Origin of the sequence: Paenibacillus sp. IITD108, from assembly GCF_036541265.1 — a bacterium.
Taxonomy (GTDB): Bacteria; Bacillota; Bacilli; order Paenibacillales; family Paenibacillaceae; genus Pristimantibacillus.
Map to the genome: position 1 here is coordinate 36,305 of NZ_JAZHCT010000022.1, position 23,272 is coordinate 59,576.

The 23,272-nt window shown below is 45.7% G+C and carries 10 protein-coding genes; 7 read left to right on the forward strand and 3 right to left on the reverse strand.

Annotated elements, in window-relative coordinates:
* The first annotated feature begins 2 nt into the window (after positions 1–2).
* Positions 3–830 carry a sugar phosphate isomerase/epimerase family protein gene (locus tag V1L65_RS18760; RefSeq protein ID WP_331700760.1) on the forward strand — a complete coding sequence of 276 codons (828 nt, stop codon included), beginning with the start codon at positions 3–5 and terminating at the stop codon, positions 828–830.
* 95 nt (positions 831–925) lie between these two features.
* On the opposite strand, the gene V1L65_RS18765 is transcribed toward V1L65_RS18760, so the two are convergent.
* A complete protein-coding gene (locus V1L65_RS18765) occupies positions 926–2,305 on the reverse strand; it encodes an MATE family efflux transporter (RefSeq protein WP_331700761.1) in 1,380 nt (459 codons plus the stop codon).
* A 134-nt stretch (positions 2,306–2,439) separates the two neighbouring features.
* On the opposite strand from V1L65_RS18765, the gene V1L65_RS18770 reads away from it, so the two are divergent.
* From V1L65_RS18770 to V1L65_RS18785, 4 genes are all read left to right on the forward strand, one after another.
* Complete coding sequence (locus V1L65_RS18770) at positions 2,440–3,615, forward strand: phosphopentomutase (RefSeq protein WP_331700762.1); 1,176 nt, start codon at positions 2,440–2,442, stop codon at positions 3,613–3,615.
* Between the two features lie 67 nt (positions 3,616–3,682).
* Positions 3,683–5,008, forward strand: coding sequence for a pyrimidine-nucleoside phosphorylase (locus tag V1L65_RS18775; RefSeq protein ID WP_331700763.1), 1,326 nt, complete (start codon positions 3,683–3,685; stop codon positions 5,006–5,008).
* Positions 5,009–5,798: 790 nt separating this feature from the next.
* Positions 5,799–7,238: a catalase KatA gene (gene katA / locus V1L65_RS18780; RefSeq protein ID WP_331700764.1), complete on the forward strand. Its 1,440-nt coding sequence runs from the start codon at positions 5,799–5,801 to the stop codon at positions 7,236–7,238.
* A gap of 871 nt (positions 7,239–8,109) precedes the next feature.
* The gene (locus V1L65_RS18785; protein ID WP_331700765.1) at positions 8,110–12,318 is read left to right on the forward strand and encodes a DUF4855 domain-containing protein; all 4,209 of its coding nucleotides are present in this window, start codon (positions 8,110–8,112) and stop codon (positions 12,316–12,318) included.
* Between the two features lie 478 nt (positions 12,319–12,796).
* On the opposite strand, the gene V1L65_RS18790 is transcribed toward V1L65_RS18785, so the two are convergent.
* Positions 12,797–13,456 carry a phosphatase PAP2 family protein gene (locus V1L65_RS18790; protein ID WP_331700766.1) on the reverse strand — a complete coding sequence of 220 codons (660 nt, stop codon included), beginning with the start codon at positions 13,454–13,456 and terminating at the stop codon, positions 12,797–12,799.
* A gap of 189 nt (positions 13,457–13,645) precedes the next feature.
* Here V1L65_RS18790 and V1L65_RS18795 point away from each other — a divergent pair, with 189 nt between their 5' ends.
* Together V1L65_RS18795 and V1L65_RS18800 are read left to right on the forward strand one after the other, a co-directional pair.
* The gene (locus V1L65_RS18795) at positions 13,646–14,857 is read left to right on the forward strand and encodes a glycoside hydrolase family 88 protein (RefSeq protein WP_331700767.1); all 1,212 of its coding nucleotides are present in this window, start codon (positions 13,646–13,648) and stop codon (positions 14,855–14,857) included.
* A 92-nt stretch (positions 14,858–14,949) separates the two neighbouring features.
* Positions 14,950–21,423, forward strand: a complete 6,474-nt coding sequence (locus V1L65_RS18800; protein WP_331700768.1) for a polysaccharide lyase family 8 super-sandwich domain-containing protein — start codon at positions 14,950–14,952, stop codon at positions 21,421–21,423.
* A 968-nt stretch (positions 21,424–22,391) separates the two neighbouring features.
* Here V1L65_RS18800 and V1L65_RS18805 read toward each other — a convergent pair.
* On the reverse strand, positions 22,392–23,072 hold the full coding sequence (locus V1L65_RS18805; protein WP_331700769.1) for a response regulator transcription factor: 681 nt from the start codon (positions 23,070–23,072) through the stop codon (positions 22,392–22,394).
* Between the last annotated feature and the right edge of the window lie 200 nt (positions 23,073–23,272).

The following is a 23,272-nucleotide window of genomic DNA, read 5'->3' on the forward strand; positions in this document are numbered from 1 at the left end:
CAATGTTGAAGGGTGTAAACCAGTGGTGCTTTCCGGAAGGAACAGATTTGAAAACCGTATTTGAAGTTTCTCAAAAAGCAGGCTTTGATGCAGTTGAGTTAAATGTGTATGATGCTGGTGCGCCAGCGGGGTTCACAATGGATACAACACCGCCAGAGGCGGATGCTATCGCCAAGCAGGCTGCCGATCAGGGGCTTAAGCTGCGCAGCATTTCTACGGGACTGCTGTGGGGAGCACCGCTATCCTCACCGGATGCCAGTGTTCGCGAACGAGGCCGTGCCATCGTACAGAAGCAGCTCGAAATTGCTGAGCGGATCGGCGCAGATACGGTACTTGTCGTGCCTGGAACGGTTAATAGCGATTCTTCCTATGATGACTGCTACGAGTACAGCAAGCGCGAGCTGGAGCTGCTTATCCCGGAAGCGGAGCGGCGCGGCGTTAAGATTGGAGTAGAAAACGTATGGAATAAGTTTCTTCTCTCGCCGCTAGAAATGAAGCGCTACGTAGATGAGTTGAATTCACCGAATCTTGGCGTGTACTTCGATGTGGGCAATATTTTGCTGTATGGCTTTCCGGAACAATGGATTCGAATTCTCGGCAGCCGAATTGCTAAAATCCATGTGAAGGATTTCAAAACCTCTGTAGGCAATGGCGGCGGCTTTGTGCCTCTAATGGCAGGCGATGTGAACTGGCGGAAGGTTGTCGAGGCTTTGAAGGAAATCGGGTATACAGATACGCTTACTGCCGAAATCGGCATCTATCAATCCAGTTCTTATCAGGCTGTATATGATACAGCAAATCAGCTGAATGCGATCATTTCAGGTAACTAGAAATATTTTTACTCTGTTAGAAAAATAGATGGATTAGAAAAGGGTCATCCTATCGTCATTATAAATGACTGATTGGGATGACCCTTTTGGTGAGCCTATGCAGAGACGGTTTTTGCGATGGAGCCGGATTGCTGTGAGGTACGCTGAATATAGCGCAGTCTGATTAAAAAACCGATTGCCGCGCAGGATAAACCGGCAATAATACCGAGCCAAAAGCCGTAAGGACCGAGCTCTGTGCGCGCCGCAAGGAAATAGCCAAACGGAATGCCGATAATCCAATAAGAGACGAGCGCAATTATAAATGGCAAAGTGACATCTTTATATCCTCTAAGTGCCCCTTGCAGGGAGGCTTGTGCTGAGTCAGACAGTTGAAAAAAGATAACGAAGATTAAAAATTGCTGTGCCAGCAAGGCGACTTCCGATGAGTCAGTAAACCAGTAGGAAACGATATCGCGATTAAAAAATAATATAATTGCTAATGTTCCAATGACGCCAACTGCGGAGAATACACCGATCTTGCTGTAGGCTTTTGCATGTGACAGGCGCCTTGCTCCAACCTCAAAGCCGACGAGAATGGTAAGCGCCATTGAGATGCTTAACGGAATCATAAACATCATGCCTGACCAGCTTGCAGCCGCCTGATGCGCAGCAATGGTCGTTGTATCAAACATAGAGCCCATGAACAAAGCGACCAGAGAAAAGATGCTGGCTTCAAAAAATACAGACAGGCCAATTGGGATGCCGATAGCTAGCTGCGACTTCCAGGCGCGCAAGGAAATTTTGGGCCAGGAAAGAAGCAGCTTGTGCACCTTCATTTTTTCTACAAGAAAAGTCAATAATATACTCATGGCAAGTATAAACCAATAGGTGGCAGCTGTCGCGTAGCCTGCGCCTGCGCCGCCCAGCTCGGGAAAGCCGTATTTTCCATAAATCAAAAAATAATTAAGCACGATATTAAAAGGAACGGCAATTAGAATAATAAACATCGTAATCCATGTATGTCCTTGCGAGTCAAAAAAATTGCGAATAACGCAGGATAAAAATAACGGAATAATGCCAAAAGACAGACCAATTAAATATTGCTTGGCGATATAATGCACGTTCGTTTCCAGCTTCATAAGCATCAGCACAGGATCGACTAGAAAGATACCCGCTGCAATGACGCCAATACTAATAAAAAAAGCTAAATACAGCGCTTGTGTAACGGAAGGAGCGATTTGCTCCTGCTTTTTGGCGCCTACCAGCTGGGAAATAATCGGCGTAATGGCAAGCAAAACACCATTGATCGCGACAAAAACCGGCATCCACAGGTTTGAACCGATCGCAACTCCCGCAAGATCATCGGTACCGTATTTGCCGGACATAATCGTATCGAATAATCCCATCGCATTGTAGCCTACCTGCGTAATGAGAATTGGCCACATGATGAGCAGGAAAAGCTTTATTTTGTCTTTCGTTGATTGAGCGTGATACAACCTGTTTCCCTCCATCCATAAAGCTACATTATACACTACAAAAGCGCCTGCTGCTGATTTTTTAGTTATAAATTGTTATAATTTAATGCATATACAACAGCTGCTCATTCTACCAGGATTGGAGAGATTGAAAAATGACATTCAAACGAGTGTGCTTAATTGTTCTTGATAGTGTAGGGATAGGTGAACAACCGGATGCTGAGCTTTTTGGTGATGCAGGCGCTCATACGCTGGGCCATATAGCTGAAGCAGTACCGGGTTTTTCATTGCCTCATATGGAGAAGCTCGGACTAGGACGGATAGCTCCGATAAAGGGAATACATAAAGTAGACAATCCGCAAGCTTATTACGGTAAAATGCAAGAGGTTTCCTCTGGCAAGGATACAATGACAGGCCATTGGGAGATTATGGGGCTGAAAATTACAGAGCCCTTCAACGTATTTCCCGAAGGATTTCCGAGCGAGCTGATTGATCGCTTTGAAGCGGCGACAGGCCGCAAGGTGCTGTGCAATAAGCCAGCCTCCGGCACGGAGGTAATTGCGGAATATGGCGAGGAGCAAATGAAAACAGGTTCGTGGATCGTGTATACCTCATCGGATAGCGTGCTGCAAATTGCAGCCCATGAGGATATTATCCCGCTTGATGAATTGTACAAGGCGTGTGAAATTGCCCGTGAAATAACGTTGGAGGAGCCTTACCGTGTAGGCAGGGTCATTGCCCGCCCCTATAAGGGAACGCCAGGCCAGTTCGAGAGAACGCCGAATCGTCACGACTATGCGCTCAAGCCGCCTGCGCCAACGATGATGAACAAGCTGAAGGATGCTGGTTATGATGTCATTGCTGTGGGCAAAATCAATGATATTTTTGACGGGGAAGGCGTAACAAAGACAACCTCTACCAAAAGCAATATGGACGGAATTGAAAAAACGATCGAATTTCTTTCACAGCCTTTCAACGGCTTGTTATTTACCAATCTGGTAGACTTTGATTCGTTATACGGCCATCGCCGCGATCCGGCAGGCTATGCCAAGGCGTTAGAGCAATTTGATGAGCAGCTGCCGCGCATATTGAAGCAAATAGGCGAGGAAGACTTGCTAATTATAACAGCTGACCATGGCAATGACCCGACCTTCAAGGGTACAGACCATACGCGTGAATATGTGCCGCTAATAGCGTACAGCCCATCTTTGCAAGCGCCAGATTCTCTGGGCGTGCGAGCAACTTTTTCTGATTTAGCGGCGCTGCTGGCGCATAATTTCAATGTTGCTTCCACCGGCAACGGCGAATCCTTTCTTGATGCGCTCAAATAATTCTCAGCTTATTCGTGCTAATACAAGTGAAGGCTAGTATTCCAAGATACTGGGAAGGATGAGTGATATGAGAGCTTATGATATTATTGCCAAAAAACGCGATGGCGGAAAGCTGAGCAAGGAAGAAATTCACTTTTTTGTCGATGGCTATACAAAGGGAGCCATTCCTGATTACCAGGCGTCTGCGCTGAATATGGCGATTTATTTTCAAGGCCTGGACACAGAGGAAACAGCTGAATTGACGATGGCTATGGTGCAATCTGGCGATCAATTTGATTTAAGCGGCATTAAGGGAACGAAGGTGGATAAGCATAGTACAGGCGGAGTTGGAGATACGACGACGCTTGTGCTCGGCCCATGGGTAGCGGCGGCCGGAGCGCCGATGGCAAAAATGTCCGGCAGAGGGCTTGGACATACAGGAGGCACACTGGATAAGCTGGAGGCGATTCCCGGTTTCAATATTGAAATGAATGCGGAGCAGTTTATCGAAGCGGTTAATAAAATCGGCGTGGCTGTTGTTGGCCAGACGGGAAATCTCGTACCGGCTGACAAGAAGCTGTATGCGCTGCGTGATGTTACCGCAACAGTTGAGAGCATTCCTTTGATCGCGGGCAGCATTATGAGCAAAAAAATAGCGGCAGGCGCTGATGCTATCGTGCTTGACGTCAAAGTAGGCAGCGGCGCATTTATGAAAACGATTGAGGATGCGTTTGAATTGGCGCATACCCTCGTTTCTATAGGCGAGCAGGTCGGACGCAAGACGGTAGCTGTCATTACGAGCATGGATCAGCCGCTTGGCTATGCTGTTGGCAATACGCTTGAGGTACAGGAAGCGATCGCGACGCTGCAAGGGAAGGGTCCGCAGGATTTACAGGAGCTTTGCATTGTGCTTGGCGGTCAAATGCTGCAGCTTGCTCAGGTTGTTGACAGCGCTGAAGCGGGTGAACGCCGCATGCAGGAGGTGCTTGACAGCGGCGCTGCACTTGCAAAGCTTCGCGAAATGATTGCTTGGCAGCAAGGCGACGCCGCTGTAGTGGAGGATCCAGGCAAGCTTCCTCAGGCAAGCATAACGCGTCAAGTATTAGCGCCAAAGAATGGCTATGTTGGACGCATTGAAGCTGAGCAGGTAGGACTTGCTGCAATGATTATGGGCGCAGGCAGAGCGACCAAGGATGACATTATCGATTATGGTGCAGGCATTATGCTCCGTAAGAAGGTTGGCGACGCCGTCAGCCAGGGAGAATGCATGGCAGAGCTCTATACAAACCGCGAGGACAGCCTGCAGCAAGCAGAGGAAATGGTGCTAGCGGCATACGAATGGACAGAAGAGCAGCCGGCCACATCCAAGCTCGTTTACGGCATCGTTACGTCCGCCGAAGAAAAGCGATTTTAAAATTTACAGCGCACCAGTTATTTGCGATCAGCAGCAAATAACTGGTGCTTTTTTATTAAAATATAGGAAAGTATATGTTTTCATCTTATACCTGTTCCTATATTTCATCGGTAAACGCGCCTGTCCAAAGGACGGCGGAGCCGTTTATCCTTCTTAAACAATCTAAACGGTCACACGTTCCGCTATTGGGCTTAAAACTGTCATTTTTTAAATTTCGCGGTCACACGTTCCGCTATTTGGCTCTAAACGGGACTTTTTCTACGATTCTTTAGCTAATAACGGAACGTCTGTCACTTTACCAGCTCAAAACTGCGATTTTGGATGTAATAACGGAACGACTGACCAGCTAGGGGAGCGATCTATTTGGATTAGGAACGAGCTATTGTAAGGGATGCTGCAATCAAATTTAGGTGGAGGCGTGCATGCTGACGAATCATGAGAGAGTGTCGATTAATTGTGGATAAGGCAACAAGCAAACGAAAGGGATGTTACTACGATCAAGTTTGGGATTCCGACCGCTGTTGTAGTCCCGTTTTTTGATAAAATAACCCCTGTAAAGGATAAAATGGGCCTACAAGGCGGACGCTGCCGCTTCTCCATTCCCAATCTTGCACATCAATATTCTGACATACCTTTGTCCAACGAGTCATACAAATAATAAGGACAGGCTTGGAATTAATAAACAATTGTATTATTTATAATAATTATTAATTAGTAATTGACTTATAAATAATAATTGTTATCATTAAGGTATTGCTAATTTATAATAATTCTAATTGAGGTGATCGTATTGAGTACAGACAAAAAGCATTTGACGACGAGCTGGGGCGCTCCTGTAGGCGACAATCAAAATTCGGTAACAGCAGGCTCAAGAGGCCCGACGTTAATCCAGGATGTGCATCTGCTCGAGAAATTGGCTCATTTTAACAGAGAACGCGTACCGGAACGCGTCGTGCATGCCAAGGGCGCAGGTGCTCACGGCTATTTTGAGGTGACGAATGATTTGTCGGCTTATACGAAAGCGAGCTTCTTATCTGAGGTTGGCAAGAAAACACCTTTATTTATACGCTTTTCCACTGTAGCAGGTGAGCTTGGGTCTGCGGATACGGTTAGAGATCCGCGCGGTTTTGCTGTGAAATTTTATACGGAAGACGGAAATTACGATTTGGTTGGCAATAATACGCCTGTCTTTTTTATTCGCGATGCGATTAAATTTCCAGATTTCATTCATACACAAAAGCGCCACCCGCAAACTCACTTGAAAAATCCGAATGCGGTATGGGATTTCTGGTCGCTATCGCCCGAATCTCTACATCAGGTTACAATATTGATGTCTGACCGCGGAATCCCGGCAACATTCAGACATATGCACGGCTTTGGCAGCCACACGTTCAAGTGGGTTAACGCTCAAGGGGAGGCTGTATGGGTCAAGTACCATTTTAAAACCGAGCAGGGCGTTAAAAATCTGGATGTAGAGCTTGCGGCCAAGCTTGCGGGCGAGAATCCAGATTACCATACGGAGGACTTATTTAACGCTATTGAGAAGGGCGACTTTCCTTCCTGGAAGCTATGCGTACAAATTATGCCCGAGCAAGATGCCAATACGTATCGCTTTGATCCATTTGACGTCACCAAGGTTTGGTCGCAAAAGGATTATCCGCTTATCGAGGTTGGTAGGATGGTGCTGAACCGCAATCCGGAAAATTACTTTGCAGAGGTGGAGCAGGCTACGTTCTCCCCAGGCTCCTTCGTGCCGGGAATTGAAGCTTCTCCGGACAAGATGCTGCAGGGCAGACTGTTTGCCTATTCAGATGCGCACCGCTACCGCGTAGGAGCAAATCATAATAGCTTGCCGATCAATCGCCCTCAAGCAGAGGTCAACAATTATCAGCGTGACGGCGCAATGCGTGCGGACAACAATGGCGGGGGCTCCGTCTACTATGAGCCTAACAGCTACGGCGGTCCGCAGGAGTCTTCGCAGCATAAGACTACGCCATTTGCAGTTACAGGAGAAGCCGCGAGCGTTGCTTATGATCATAATGATCATTATACACAGCCGGGCGATCTGTACCGCTTAATGAGCACTGATGAACAAACACGACTTGTAGAAAATATTGTAGCGGCGATGTCACCGGTTGAGCGCGACGATATCAAGCTTCGCCAAATTGAGCATTGGCGCAAAGCAGATGCTGAATTGGGCCAGCGCATTGCTGATGGCTTGGGATTGTAAAGGAATTATATACTGTCTTGGACAGGCAAAGAATGACCCTTTAGCGAGGGTCATTTTTTGTATTTGTAAGCATGTATAACGCAACTTTGGCAGCGCGATTTAAGCAGGTAACCCTTAATATAGTTGGTCAGACTGGTTACCCGTTCGTGTTGTTGTGGTTGGAGGGACGAAACGAGTGCGCAAAAAAAAGTGGGGGGATTGCATATAAATTCTGCACAATCCTCGCTGTTGAAAAAGTATGCAATGTAGAATGGATAAGTGCTACATCCGTGCTCGCGGTAACTAAGTACATTTTGTGCATCTAGATTCTCATTTTTTGCTGAATAAACGATTCTAGATGTATTTCATGTATCTAGTTTTATTGAGTCCCCCTATATCCTGCGAATTCCGTCAAACTAAAGGCAGTTTTTCCCTTTAGAATCACTAAAAGGCCAAATTTCTTCAAACTAAGTACAGGAAATACAGTTAGCTCAGCGCGCGTGAGTACTTGTTTCGCAAAACAGAGTTTGCCATTGTTGCAAAGTACTTGTTGCGGTTTTTCAACAGCCTGACAATCGCAGGACTTTTGGACAATAGTAATAAAATTGGAAGAATCGATGTGTTTTTTAGCATCATTTTTGGATTTTAGCGATGAAATAGTCAGGCAAGCTTGTCGATTTCGGAGAAGTAAACAATTGTATACGAATGTAATGATTTATCTCTTTGAAACAGGCTGTATTTTTTTTAATGTTACAGTAAGAACAATTTTTCTTTGCAGCGCATGCTGTGAAGAAAGTTAGGAGGCTAAAAAAAGAAAGCGTTTTATTTGAAAATAAGGACATTAATTATCCTTGCCTTACATGTAAACTATTTATGAAGGAGAGATGAAGTAATGAAGACCAAGAAAAGCTGGATTTCTCTAATCGTAGTTGCGGCAATGCTATTGTCCTTCGTTCCGGCTGCCTATGCTGCGGAGGGCGATGAGGAGCAAAGCGGAGTGAAAAACTTGGCCCCTGAAAGCACGTATACATGGTCGAAGGAACCGCTCGCTCAGTATCCAGATGAAGATAAAGCATTGACTGACGGCTTGCGTGGAACCGAGACATTGAATAAAGGCAATTGGGTAGGCCATCAGTATGGCGACTACCGTGAAGTTATTTTTGATTTGGGCGCTTCGAAAGCAGTTGAAAAAGTAACCGCTAACTTTTTGCAGGATTGGCCTGAAGCTTCGAGAGGCGGCAGCAATGTGCTGATTCCGCTAACGGTATCGTTTATGGCTTCGAATGACCAGGAGCAATGGCAGGTACTTTCGCATAACGCACTTACAACGTTGTGGAAGGACAGCAAATATATCGAGGAATTCAAGTGGGATGGTGCACCGGAGCCGCAGCTTTCGGATGACGATATGCCGGAGTTTCTGAATGTGCCTCGCCAAGCTTATACGGAAGGCAAAATAAATGCGCGATATATTAAAGTGATCTTTTCCTTGCATTCAAGAGCGATGAGCATGATCGATGAAATTGAAATTTTCGGTTATGACACAGAGCAAGAGGATGCTGGGGAATTGAGCAGCTTTATCGGCAATGAGTTTCTGCAGCCGGGAAAGTCCACCACAGGCGGAATTCAACATATGGGCCTGTTGTATAACGGATATTATGAGGATACGAATTGGGACTTGACGCCAAACAAAGGCGACTGGAACAAAAAAAGATTAATTCCTAATATTGCTTATGTGGATAAGCAGGGAGAGCCGCAGGACTGGCTGTTTGACGGTGTACTGATTTTGGGTTTGGCTTCATATGCAAACGGAGACGTCCGCGGATTTGCGGCAGCGTCTGAGAAGGCAAATAAAGCTGATTGGCAATGGTATCTGGACAAAACGCTTAAAAAGAACGGTGAAGTAAACAGCGATTTGCATGAGCTTAATGCTGCAACAGCAGAAGTTGCCGGAAAGCTGAATGATCCTGATCACAAAACAAAAGTCGTACTTATGATCCCGGAACCGGGTGCTTATCAAAGCAACTTCGGAGAAGTAAACGGTGAAAACCTTGATTTTAGCATCAGTAAAGTTGGACATAAGAAATCTATTGAAAACCGTGCCAAAGCGATAGAGTGGTATATTGACGAAGCGCTCAGCATGTTTGAAGAAGCCCAGTTCAGCCATTTGGAGTTTTCAGGATTTTATTGGCTGGAGGAGCAAATCGACACAGACAGCACCGGTCCGAAAATGGTAAGTGTTGTAAGTGATTATATTCATAAACAAGCAGGTGACTTGAAGTTTTTCTGGATTCCACATTCTTTGGCCTATAAAAAGTTTATGTGGCAGGATGTAGGAATTGATGCAGTGAACCTGCAGCCAAACTACTTTTTCGAGCAGCTGGATCCATCGCGTCTGCAAGCAGCGGCTGACATGGCGAAGCGCTACGGCATGTCGCTTGAGATTGAGTTCGATGACCGAATGATCAATGATGCTGTATTCCGCAAACGGTATATCGAATATTTGAATATGGGCGTTACCACAGGATTGATGAATGAAGGCTTTAATGCCTATTACCAAGGCAATAACGCTGTCTATGATGCTGCTATAAGCACGGACCCTTCTACTCGTATTTTGTATGATTGGCTGTATAAATATACGAAGGGGCAATACGAGGTGCAGGATGCAGCTCCGCCTGAAGTTGAAGTTCTGCTTAACGGCGAGCCGTTCCAAAGCGGTACGAAAGTATCTGACCAGACGAAGCTGAAATTTACGTGGAAACTTGCGGAGGAAGTTGAAGAAGGATCTGTAAAAGTAACAGCCAAATTCAATGACAAACCGTATACAGAAGGTTCAGAAATTGATTTGACAGATAAGCCTGGCAAGCATGCCTTGGAAATAACAGCTGCCGGAACCGAAGCTAAAATTACTTATTTTGTTGTAGAGGTTGAATACGGCGCGAACCGTTTGATAGACAAAGTAACACAATATGTCAATGAAAATAAGCTTAAGGACATCAAAGCAAGCAGCATTATGAAAAATACGCTTGAGATGATGAAGCGCAATGAAGCGAGCAATGCCACTGAAGCGCTAAATTACTTGAAGCAGTTCAACAGCCAGCTTGACAAGGTGTATCAGGAAAACCATTTAGACAAGGAAGCTTATAAGTTTTTGAAAAATGCAGTGCTGTCACAGCTGGACAATATTGCCGAGAACAAACCGGCAAAAGCCTCCTCTGTAGAAGCGGCACATCTTGGCGCAGATAAAGCGTTTGACGGAGTATCGGCTACAAGATGGGCAAGCGAAACTTCAGACAATCAGTGGCTGCAGGTCGATTTTGGCGAAACTAAAACCTTTGATACAATCCTTGCCAACTGGGAGTTTGCCCGTGCCAGCGAATATCAATTGCTGATCTCAAATAACGGCGTTGATTGGACCCCTATTATAGTGGATGGCACAGATAAATTTAACGCAGATCAATATGTTAATATCTATACTTTTGAGCCTGTGCAAGGCCAATATTTGAAAATGAACGGGATTCATAGAGCGACCGGGTACGGTTTCTCGCTGTATGAATTGGCGGCTTATGATACTTCATTTACGCCTAGCAGCAAGGTGCTGGACGGTATTGAGACAGCTATAGACGCCAAAACAAAGAAAGTGACAATTACGGGCTTGGCGATGAGCAATGAAGCTGAGCATGTTGACATTGCTGTTAAAGACCCGAAAGGTGATATCCAATTTACCGGCAGTACGATTATTAATGATGAAGGCCGATTTGTGCTTGAGTTTACGCTTGTCGGAGAAGTAGAAGGCGTTTATACGGTTGAAATTGAAACGGAAGGTATGACAGAGGCGGAAACCGTAACTTTTGAATACAAGAAATATGTTACTCCTCCTGGCGGCGGAGGCGGGCCGATTATTACGGTACCCGATAAATTCAATGAACAGTCAAACGGTTCGATGAAGGCTGAGCTGGATACTACGATTGGAGCAAACGGCACGGCGGCTGCAGCAATTACGGCTGCAGATTTGAACACGGCTTTGTCTAAAGCGAAAGCGGATGCGAAAGGCAAGAAGCATATTATAGTCGTACTGAAGAAGAACGGCAATGCTGCTTCTTATGCGATTACTATTCCGGCAGCTGCAGCGGCAAATGAGCCGAATGTTATGTATCATGTCGAAACGCCAGCCGGAAATATTGATTTGCCTGGCAATGCTTTGAGGAATACTTCTGACCAGCAGCTTACGATTATCCTTTCAGATATTATAAAAGGAAGCGTTAATGCGGAACAAGCAGCAGCTATTGTGGGCAGCAGACCGGCCGTAGCCGCTCAGCTTCTCGTCAATGGCGAGGCAGTTGAATGGAATAAAGCTGCAAAGCCTGCAATAGTGACATTGCCTTACGTTCTTGGCAGCAACGAAAGAGCTGAGAAGGTTCGCGTATATGAAGTTACAGCTGACAGCAAGCTCAAAATGATTGGCGGCGTGAAGTACGATGCTGCAGCAAAAACAGTAAGTTTCCCGATCTCGCATAATGGAAATTATGCTGTTGGATTTGCACAGCCGGTAAACTTTACTGATTTGGGAGCTCATGAATGGGCGCGCACAGCGATTGAAGAGCTTGCAGAACGCGGTATTGTGAAAGGAACGAATACAGCTCAGGGCACATTCGCTCCGGGGAATCGTGTAACACGCGCTGACTTCCTGGTGATGTTGGTTAACACGCTTGGATTGAAGGCGGAAGCAGCTTCCTCCTTTGCGGATGTATCGGAAAACGACTACTTCTACGAGGCAGTATCCGTTGCCCGTGCACTTGGCATCGTATCCGGCGTTGACGCTAATCATTTCGCTCCTAAAGCGAATATTAGCCGTCAGGATATGATGGTGATGATGGATAGAGCGCTGCAAAAGGCAGGATATATTAAAGGTAAGTCTGTTGACGAAATTGATGCATATAAAGATGCTGACAAAGTAGCAGGATATGCAGCAAACAGCGTTGCGGCAATGATTGAGCATGGTTTTATTAACGGCTCAAACGGTTACTTGAAGCCGCAAGGCGAAACAAGCCGCGCAGAAGCAGCAGCAGTGCTGTACCGCGTGTTACAATTTGCAGATTTGTAATGTGATATCTAGTGACAACGTGTAACGACGATATCTAATGGCAACCTGTACTCGGCATATCTAAATGCAGCTTTTAACGGGATATCTAATGATAATTTCTAATGGCGTTTTCTAACGGTTGCTGCAAACGTTATACGTGTGAAAACAAGGCAATAAAATTTCTAACGGTTGCCATCGCGCTTAATAACGTAAAAACGACTGATTTCTTCGCTAAATGACGAAATAACGCTCATGGCAACCGTTAAATTTTAGAATCGGTTAAAACAACCGAAATAGCCTCGCTGGCAACCGTTAGAGCAGTTTTAACGACGAAAGCTGTTAAACGTCTGCTAGTGTTCGGCAACGAAGGAAAAAGCGTAAGTTCTCGGGATAAATGCATCCCTCGAACTTACGCTTTTTTAAGTTTTCACCATATAAGCCGTTAATCTTGCTGAATAAAGCTGCTTACGAAACAGTACGTATTATGGTTTGTTTGCGGCTAGCCATTCATCATTGCGCTTGTTTCACTATTTTTCTTATGCAAGGCTTGTTGTCTGCCTGCAGCGTAATACACGATTCTGTAAACAGCTTCCGCCAGAACGACGCCGCCTATCACGTCAACCCATGCATGCTGTTTGATAAAGACAGTTGAAGCAATGATAGAAATAAATACGATGGAAAAAGTTACTCGTAGTCCGGTGTTGAGCAATTTATGGCGATTCATTGTAATGAGCAGCAGGTAGCTGGTTAAGCAATGTATGCTCGGAAAGCAATTGACAGGCTCGTCATTGCTGTAAATAAATTGTACAAGCGTTGTGAAAATATCATTTCCGGAAATTTCCGGACGCGGCATATGAGTAGGGAAAAGAATAAATATGATATTGCAGACGATGACGGCTGCATTATACGTAATGATAGTTCGCCAGTACAGCGAGCGATCCTTTAACCCTAGATAAATAAAAGAAATATAAAGCAGAGGCATCCATATTGCGTAAGGAATGACGAACCAGATTAGGAAGGGGATGCGATCATCAATCCAATTGTTAATTCCTATGCCCTTATCACTGAACAGATAACCGATGAGCATATAGATAAATCCTTGTCCTGCGATCGACAGAACAGCAAGCAAATGAATATTTTTTTTAATCAGCTGAATCATTAAAACCTCCGATACAGTTGTTTTTACCCTACCTATAGTAACACAAACCAGGCAGGAAGCAACCGACTTTAGTCGTAATGGACTAGCTCGACGATTGGCGGGGGTATAAGATTTACCCCTTATATTACCCGCAAGCTGCCATTATATTATTAGTTGATTACAAAATATGCGAATAAAGGGGGAACTGTAATGGCTGTCAATCCAGACAAATGCCAAAAAGTACAACAACCGCATCGTTTTGAGAAAGCGTTTTCCAGAGAAAAATTTCAATCTTCGCTTGACTTTGTTATGAACCGCATCGATCAAAATTTGGAGCAATTCACCCATCAATTCCCTTCGGCACATACGGTAAACAATGTTTACCAGCCAGTCGGGAATGCAAGCATGAAGTACTTTTCGGACTGGACTTCTTCTTTCTGGACAGGAATGATTTGGCTTGCTTATGAATTGACGAAGGATCCCAAATATCTTGATGCAGCAAAGGTCCATGTGGACAGCTTCAAACAGCGTCTGGAGGACCGCGATATATTAAATCATCATGATATCGGTTTTTTGTATACGTTGTCATGTGTTGCCGGCTATAAGCTGACTGGTGATCAAAAAGCGAAGCAGACTGCGCTCGACGCAGCAAAATTGCTTGCTATGCGTTTTAGGGAGAAGTCGGGCATTATTCAAGTTCGAGGTTATTTGGAAGATACAGAGCATAAGGAGCGCGGTGTATTTATAGTCGATTGCTCAATGAATGTGCCGCTTCTATATTGGGCCGCTGAAATGACAGGCGACAATACTTATTATGATAAAGCGTATCGGCATATGCATAATGTTATAGCCCATATGGTGCGCGAGGATGGTTCTGCCTATCAAATCTTTCATATTGATGCGGACACTGGCAAGCCTGTGCGCGGCTGGACGGGTCAAGGACATGCCGATGAGGATTGTTGGTCGCGCGGACAGGCTTGGGCTATGTATGGTCTGCCATTAAGCTATCGTTACACGGGAGACAAGCAATTTATTGAAGTGGCAAAGCATGCCTCTAATTACTTCTTAAATAATTTGCCTGAGGATTTGGTATGCAATTGGGATCTGGTTTTTCTTGAGCAAGACGGTCAGCGGGATACCTCGGCTGCAGCGATCGCAGTATGCGGCTTGCTTGATTTGGCGCGCCAGCTGCCGGTATTGGACGATGACCGCACGCTTTATGAAAAAGCCGCTTTAGCTATATTGGAATCACTTGCAGACCATTATACTACCGTTAATGACTCGAAAGCGAATGGTGTATTGGGACATGGAGTATACAGCTATCCTAAAAACTTGGGCGTAGATGAGTGCAATACATGGGGCGACTATTACTATATGGAGGCGCTTGTGCGTGTGCTCCATGACTGGAAGCCTTATTGGTAAGCGATACAAGCGGCAGAATATTTTTTTGAAAACTGCCGCTTTTTGAAGAAAAATAATGTAAGCGCTTAATATAACGAGAGGAAGTGAAATAATTGATTCGCAAATCTGCAATGTTAAGTCTTATTTTATTACTTATACTGACTTTATTGCCGCAAGGAAATTGGAGCAGTATGACGGCTGAAGCAGCTGGGAGTACTTATTTGCATTTGGATTTTGACAATTATTCTTTGGAGCCGTCGACGGCAGGACCGGCAAGCACAGCTGGAGGCGGGGGCAATTGGAGTTTTTTTGATACAGTCGCAGGGACAGATTATGCTTTTGGGCAGGTGTTTCCAGATAAAGCAGGCAGGAGCTTTACAATGGTTTCCAATACGACAGGAAAAAATTTGAATACTCAAAAAAGCAATCTGACCATTCCTGGAGATAGCACAAAGCAAATCGTTGTTATGGAAGGCCGTTTTTTATTTGATACGATTACACACGAGCGCAGATTGTTTTATGCGAATTTAACCAAGCAGCCCGATACGGCGGTTTTAGGTTATGTCACTGTTATTATGGATGCCCAGGGCAGCATGAAGCTCGAGTATCCTGCACCGGATGGCAAAAAAACACTGATGCTGGGCAGCTATGAGCCTAATAGCTGGTACCATATTCAAGTTTATATGGATCTTCATAATAAGCAGCTGCAGCTGTATGTCAATGGAGAGCAGCTGGCTGAAAATGTGCAGCTAATAGAAAACTGGGATAATTTGCGCCATTTTCGTTTCACGCAAATCGGGAAAACAGGGGAGCAGGGCCAGATGACCCTAGACGATATTAAGGTTTACGACTATAGCGCTGTTGAATCTGTTGCTTTGAGCGAAACAGCATTGCAGCTCTCTCCCGGCGATCAGAGGCAGCTGCTCGCTTCCGTATTGCCTGCTGATGCTACTAATACTTATTTAATCTGGTATTCCGACGATCCGGCTGTTGCAGCAGTCGATGAGAAAGGCATGGTTACGGCCGTTGCTAATGGAAGTACAACGATTTATGCAGCCAGCAAAGAGAATAGCCAGCTTTTGGGCACAGCTGCTATTACAGTGGATACCTATGTGCCAGTTGAAGGAGTAACGGTCAATCCAGCTGCGGCTGAGGTACAGACTGATCGTACAATAAGCCTGGAAGCCGTTATTACTCCTGAGGAGGCAACAAATAAAGCAGTAGAATGGACAAGCAGCGATCCTGAGATTGCGACGGTCGACAGCAATGGCACAGTGTACGGCCTTACGACCGGAACCGTGAATATAACGGCCAGCAGCCTGGATGGCGGACATTTGGGGGAGAGCACAATTACCGTTATTGCCAGAAATACGCCTGCTGAAAGCATTGAATTGCCGATGTCTATTCGAGTAGTGAAGGGTGACAAGGTTAAGCTCACCCCTGTATTTTATCCGGCAGACACTACTAACCGTGAAGTACAATGGTCTTCTGAGGATGATTCAATTGCCATAGTTGATTCGTCGGGCGTTATAACAGGCCTGGAAGCAGGGACCACTGTTATTCGCGCCTCGGTTACAAACGGATCTGAGACAGTACAAGCCGAGACAACCGTTGAAGTAGCTGAAGCGAAATTGCCTAAAGATGAGTTCGATGAAATGCGTCTTCGCTGGAAATCGATGCTGGATGGCGGGCCGCTGCTAAATACAAGCCATCAAGATATTAACAACCAGGTTCAAGCAGCTAATACGAGTGCCCAAAAATTATGGGATAGCATGATTACGGATGGAAATACGGCTGCCTTATGGCCGGATATTTTGCCTTCCACTACAGACTCAAGCTACTTCAATACGTATTTAACAAGGCTGCGCGATATGTCCTATGCCTATTCGATGCAGGGCGGTTCGCTATACCATAATTATTCACTGCTGCAGGCTATTAAATACGGCATGGATTGGGTCTATGAAAATGCCTACAATGAACATACAGCTGAATTTGGAAACTGGTGGAATTTCGATATCGGAGCTCCATTGCGTGCAATGGATATATTAGTCATGCTTTATGACGAAATGTCTTCGGAAGAAATTGACCGCTATGTTCGGACAGCGGATCATTTTATTGGCGATATTATGTCGCCGTCGTTTAATTCCACTGGCGCTAATCGTTCAGATATTATGACGATTGAAGCTGTAATCGCCATTTTAACTAAAGACGGGAGTCGTTTGGACGATGTGCTTGTCCAGCTCCGTCCGCTGTTTATTTACGTGACAGAAGGAGACGGATTTTATGAGGACGGATCGTATATTCAACACGGGACCATTCCATATACCGGCAGCTATGGTGAGGTTTTAATAAGGGGCATCGGCAATTTGTTTTACTTGCTTAAGGATACGGCTTGGGAAGTGACAGATCCGAATGCTGTGAACGTATATCGCTGGATTTATGAATCTGTGGCGCCGGTTATATACCGCGGTGAGACGATGGATATGATTCGCGGCCGCGCTATTGCCAGAGAAGCACTAAGCGGGCATCAGGCTACGATTGGCATTATGTCTGGAATGATACGGCTGGCCATGGCGGCACCGGAAGCCGATGCCAAAAACTTCAAGCAAATGATGAAGCACTGGGTGCTGACTACCGATGCCCAGTTGAATGTGTATAAAGCTTTGCGTTTGGATCTTATCGAGCCGCTGGAAGCGATTATGAATGATGCTTCGCTTATCCCTGCTGCCGATACGCCAGCCCATTACGAATTTGGCGCTATGAATCGCACCGTTCATATTCAAGAGGATTTTGCTATCGGCATTAGCAAAAGCTCGCGCAGAATTGCAACCTATGAGCTGACAAACGGAGAGAATGGAGAAGGCTGGTATACGGGAGATGGCATGACGTATCTTTATACGAAGGACGCAACGCAGTTTGCCGATGACTTCTGGGCGACGGTGAACCGCTACAGGCTGCCGGGAACAACGGTGGATACTCGTCCGCGTAAAAATGACCACTATCAGTACGGTGACGGCGAGACAACGCCATCCAACAATTGGGCAGGAGGCGCAGTCTTGGGTTCCGACGGCATCTCAGGCATGAACCTGCAGCAGGTAGGAACTACGCTCAGCGCCAATAAATCCTGGTTTATGTTTGGAGATAAAATCGTTGCGCTCGGATCGGGCATTACAAGCAAGGATAATCGAACAATTGAAACGATCGTAGAGCAGCGAAAACTAAATGAAGCCGGCAATAATGCTTTAACGATTGACGGAACTTTGCAGCCGGACACACTGGGCTGGAGCAACCAAACTTCTGGAACGGAATGGATCCATTTGCAGGGCAATGTCAGCGGGTCGGATATCGGTTATTATTTCCCTGATAAGCCTGTATTGCAGGCAAGCCGAGCTACAAATAGCGGCACCTGGTACGCTATCAACCAGAATGATTCAGCAAGTAAGGATGTGCGGACAAGGAACTATCTGTCTATTTGGTTCGATCATGGCAAAAATCCAGTAAATGATACGTACAGCTATGTGCTGCTGCCAAACCGTACAGCGGCTGAAACGGAGAAATTTGCCAATTCGCCGTCTATTGAGATTATAGAAAATTCTCCTGAAGCGCATGCTGTGGCTGATCGCGCTACGAATCAAACGGGTATTAACTTTTGGAAGGATGCAGTTAAAACAGTAGCTGGGGTAACGTCAAACCGGCAAGCCTCCGTTATGCTGAAGGAAGCTGGTGATGATACTTTAGAAATGGTTGTTGCCGATCCTACTTTTGTAAATACTGGTATTATTGAAATAGAGATTGATCGCTCTGCTGCGGCTGTTATCGAAGCGGATGAGCAAATTTTCGTCACACAGCTGCACCCGACGATTAAGTTTAACGTAAGTACGGGCAGCTCCTTAAGCAAAAGCTTTCATGTGAAGTTTGACCTCGATCCGGCTAAGGAAAGGCCTGACCCGGAGCAGGATATACCTTCCCTGGAGAATGTGAAGCAGCCGCCAGCAGAAGAAGTGCCGATTGCGCATGTGCATGCTTCGTTTGACCAAGAGAAGCTGGGCAATCAGCCGCAAGGCTGGACGATCAAGCAAGCCGGCAATACAATTGCGACAGTTGCATCGCCTGAAGGGGGCGAAGATTATGCACTGCGTTTAGTTGACAGGAATAACGCTGGTGCAGCTGTTGCGTCAACCCATTTCCCGGCACAAGAAAGCTTTATAAACGTTGCCTGGACATTTGCGGATATGCTGGGTGCTAGTGGCTCGAAATTCCAATGGCTGCAAGGCGATCAGACCGCTATTGAACTGGAGCTGAAGGATAACCGGCTGTATTGGAACGACGGACAGGGGAACAGTCATTTAATTAAAGAAGCTGCTCCAGCTAACTGGCATACGGCCAAATTGCAGGCTGATATCGCCAATCAGCGGTGGGATTTGTGGCTGGACGGCGAATTAGTTGTCGTTCAGGGTGCTTTTAAACAGTCATTATCTGCAATTGACCATATGCAAATACAAACGGGCTATGCAGAGGACAATGTTTGGCTGTACGTTGATGACGTGACGGTATTTGTTACAGGGGCTGTTCCGCTTATAGCAGAAGAGTTCGAAACCTATGAGACTGGCGGATCACCAGGAGACTGGATCGTTGTGGAAAATAAAAACAATGCGCCTGTTTATATCGTTTATGATGAGGATGAACGAAATAAAAGCGTGCTAATGGACGACCAGAATACTTCTTTCAGAGCGACAATTAAAAAGATGTTTGCCCCGCAATCGGGCCGATTTATTGCGCAGTGGCGGTATAAAGAGCTCGGAGGCGGCAAATATCCGGAGTTTCAGCTGTTGAATCAGGCTGCGCCAGTCATCCGCTTAAGCTCCAGCTCGAACAATTATTTGCGTTATTACGGTCCAGGGGCAAGCGCCAACTCTACAGCGGAAAAAGCAAAAACGAAAATTGGCGCATGGCATACAGTAAAGCTGGATGTGGATACGGAAAAACAAACCTATGATATTTACTTTGACGGACAGCTCGTTGAGCAAGGACTTGGATTTTACGCACCTGCAACGCAAATTGACGGAATTTTATTTGGCTCCGCATACAGTGCGGCCGACGCTCCTCTATATATCGACAGTGTAAAGGTATATGCTTTTGACAGTGAGGCTCCGGAATGGGAGTCATCCGCTGATCTAGCGTTTTCTGAGGTAACTTCAAGCAGCGTGCGGCTCCAGTGGCCTGCTGCAGCAGATAATATTGGTATTGGTTCTTATGCCATTTTTCAAAATGATACTTTGGCGGCAGCAGTAAGCGGCAATCAATCAGAAGTGACGATAAGCAGCTTAAAGCCGTCAACGAGCTATAACTTTGCTGTATACGCAGTTGATCAAAGCGGCAACCGGTCTGCTTTGCCATTGGCTGCGGATATGAAAACATTAGCTTCGCCTGTACAGCCGCCAATTTTTCCTGATGGAAATGCAGGCGGCGGCAACGGCACAGGTGAGGCTGTTAACGAAGCTGTACTGAATGCAGACTTGATCAAGAAGTATTTACAACAAGGAAAAGCTGTTGTTAAAGCCGGAGAGTATCAAGCAAAGCTGCCTGCACAGTGGCTGGCCTGGCTGCTGGAGCAAGAACTGCCGCAGTTTGCCAAGGCGCAAAAGCTGGCGCTAGAACAGGTACAGGTTATTGTCCAATTGGGCAAAGCCGCGGAAGAACTGTCGCCGAAATGGCTGGAAGCGATACAGCAACAATATGGCAGCCCAGCGGCTGCAATGGCAAGGCTCGAAGTTACACTTCGCAATCCGTCAAGCGGAGAGCAGAAGCTTGTCAGTATGCCTAGAGGGTATTATGCGGAGTACTCGCTGCCTCTCGATGAGCGGGTCGACCTCAGCCGTTTGTCCGTTGTTCAGTGGAATGAAGCAAGCGGGGAATTTGTATTTGTTCCTGTCAGCTTTGAGACTGTAAATGGAGTGAAAAAAGCGATTATAAAAAGCTCCAATACAGGGTGGTTTGCCATTGTGCAATTGCCTTCTGCAGCCGCTTCATTCTCAGATATAAAGGGGCATTGGGCAGAGGAAGCGATAGCTTTGCTGGCATCCAAACAATTGCTGAAGGGAATGTCCGCCGCTTCCTTTGCTCCCGAGCAATCTTTAAGCCGGGCGCAGCTGTCCGTTATTCTTGTAAGAGCGCTGGGCTTATACGCACCTTCGTCTGAAAAGGCGGCATTCAGTGATGTGAACGGCGAAGAGTGGTTTGCGGAAGCTCTTAATATTGCAGTAGAAAGCGGATTGATTACTGGCTACCAGGACAACAGCTTCCGTCCTCATGCTTCTGTATCGCGTGAAGAAATGACGGTAATGATTGTCCGCGCACTGCAGCTTGCAGGCTATGAGGCGGACCATTCAGACGCCAAGAAAAGCATTTCTGACTTTGCGGATGCGAGCGACATACAGCCATGGGCCAGGTCTTCAGCCGAATTGCTTGTTCAAGCAGGCATTATAAACGGCGTAAAAGCAGACCAGTTCATGCCTCAAGCTGAGCTGACCCGGGCGCAAATGGCAATCATCCTTGAACGAATGATGCAAATGCTAAAGTTTATATAGTTAATTGTTAGTCATATCAAGAAAGAACGACACAGTCTTTCAAGGACGTACGGTTTCTTCGAGAAATGTAAGAACAAGTTTATAGAAGAACTTATAAATTGTTGTAATTAAAAAGCCCGTTGTGCTAATCCGATATTCGGATTTGTACAATGGGCTTTTCTTTTTAACGTCCTCGATTAAGGACGATCGTACAAAATAAGAATTGGCGCAGATGCTGCTTAAAATGTAAAATCTTAACGGACACGGACGTCCTTTAGCTAGAAAAAAGTCATAATGCCATCAATTTTAGAATTGTAACGGAACTGAGAGGCTCTATTTAGCAATAAAAAGGTGGTTTAAAACTGTAACGGAACTGTGGTGCGCTATGGGGGATCCTTTCCCCGTTTAGGTAGTATTTTGAGTAAATAAGGTTTCTCAGTTCCTTTAGAATTTAGAATAAGCTGATTTCCGTACAATAGCGTGTCTCAGTTCCATTAGCGTTTTTCAACGGCCTGATTTTCCTTTTAGATCTGCATGTTCGCCTAAAACCGTCACAATGTCGGACGCTGCCGCTCCATTATGCATAGGTCCACAAAGGCGGGCGCTGCCACTGTCGACTCTTAAAGTGATTTGTATTTGTCATACCCTCATGTGAATATTAGATCTAACGGTTGCCGCAGAGCTTATTCGTTCAAAAATAAGGTGTATTACAATCTAACGGTTGCCATTGCCGCTATTTCGTCAATATCTGCTAAAAATACGCCAAAATGCCGAAATAGCCGCTACTACAACCGTTAAAAATAAAATCCGTATAAAATCAGCTCTTTAGCGGCTGCAGCAACCGTTACACACTTTGGACATAACGGGGAGAAATCTTACTGAAATCAGTCCGCGAAGAAACTGTACTTCCTTGAAGGAAGACCCTGAAATGAAACGCGCTGTCCCCATAAGGACGGCGATAGCCGTTTCATTTTGGCTCAACTCCTTGATTACAAGGTGCTGGCAGCATCGAATATTTTAAGCTCGTTAACTAACTTGACGACATCCTTCGTGCGCTGCATATTGAATTTTTTCAGAATGCCGTTAATTTGTTTTTTTATCGTTTCCATTTCTACGGAGCGCATATCAGCTATTTTTTGCCTGCTGCAGCCTTGGCAAAGCAGCTTTAATATTTCCAACTCGCTCGGCGTTAAAGTTGAAATAATATTCAAGGTCGACATCAGCTTCGATTCCATGTTCTTTACCCGCACCAGCTCATTGCGCAGCTTTTTTGCAATAATAGGGCGAATCGGGGAATCATCCTGGTACGCGGAGCGAATCCCGTCAACAATTTCCTCTTGTGTTGCGGATTTTATAATATAATCGACGATTCCGGTTTGAAAAGCAGCAAAAACAATATTATCGTCCTCATGTACGGTAAGCACGATAATTTTTGTATTGGGCAGCTTTTCGTGAATTTCTTTGGCGGCTTCAATGCCTGCGAATTGCGTCTCCATCTCGATATCCATCAATATAATATCCGGTTTGCTCTGCAGCGCGCACTGAACGGTGCTTGCACCGGTATGCAGAGAGCCCATAATTTCAAAATCTGCTTGTGTATGAATAATGCGTTCCAGCCTGCGGCGGTGAGCTTCCATATCATCTGCTATAACAATCTTTATCTTAGACATCACGCCACCCTCTTTCATCATGATAGTTACACAATTTCACCTGGGGAGAGTATCGATTCATTGTGAATAGACCATAAGCGGAAGAAAAGAAGGACCACTACGATCCAGGTTGGACTTCCGACCGCTGTTGTCCGACAATTTTTTAATTCGTTTAAACCAATAAAGATTTAAATTGTCCGACAAAGGCGGACGCTGCCGCT

Coding starts and splice junctions, on each gene's coding strand:
- V1L65_RS18770 (WP_331700762.1), top strand. CDS start 2,440: ATGACATTCAAACGAGTGTGCTTAATTGTTCTTGATAGTGTAGGGATA.
- V1L65_RS18805 (WP_331700769.1), bottom strand. CDS start 23,072: ATGTCTAAGATAAAGATTGTTATAGCAGATGATATGGAAGCTCACCGC.
- V1L65_RS18795 (WP_331700767.1), top strand. CDS start 13,646: ATGGCTGTCAATCCAGACAAATGCCAAAAAGTACAACAACCGCATCGT.
- V1L65_RS18775 (WP_331700763.1), top strand. CDS start 3,683: ATGAGAGCTTATGATATTATTGCCAAAAAACGCGATGGCGGAAAGCTG.
- V1L65_RS18760 (WP_331700760.1), top strand. CDS start 3: ATGTTGAAGGGTGTAAACCAGTGGTGCTTTCCGGAAGGAACAGATTTG.
- V1L65_RS18790 (WP_331700766.1), bottom strand. CDS start 13,456: ATGATTCAGCTGATTAAAAAAAATATTCATTTGCTTGCTGTTCTGTCG.
- V1L65_RS18785 (WP_331700765.1), top strand. CDS start 8,110: ATGAAGACCAAGAAAAGCTGGATTTCTCTAATCGTAGTTGCGGCAATG.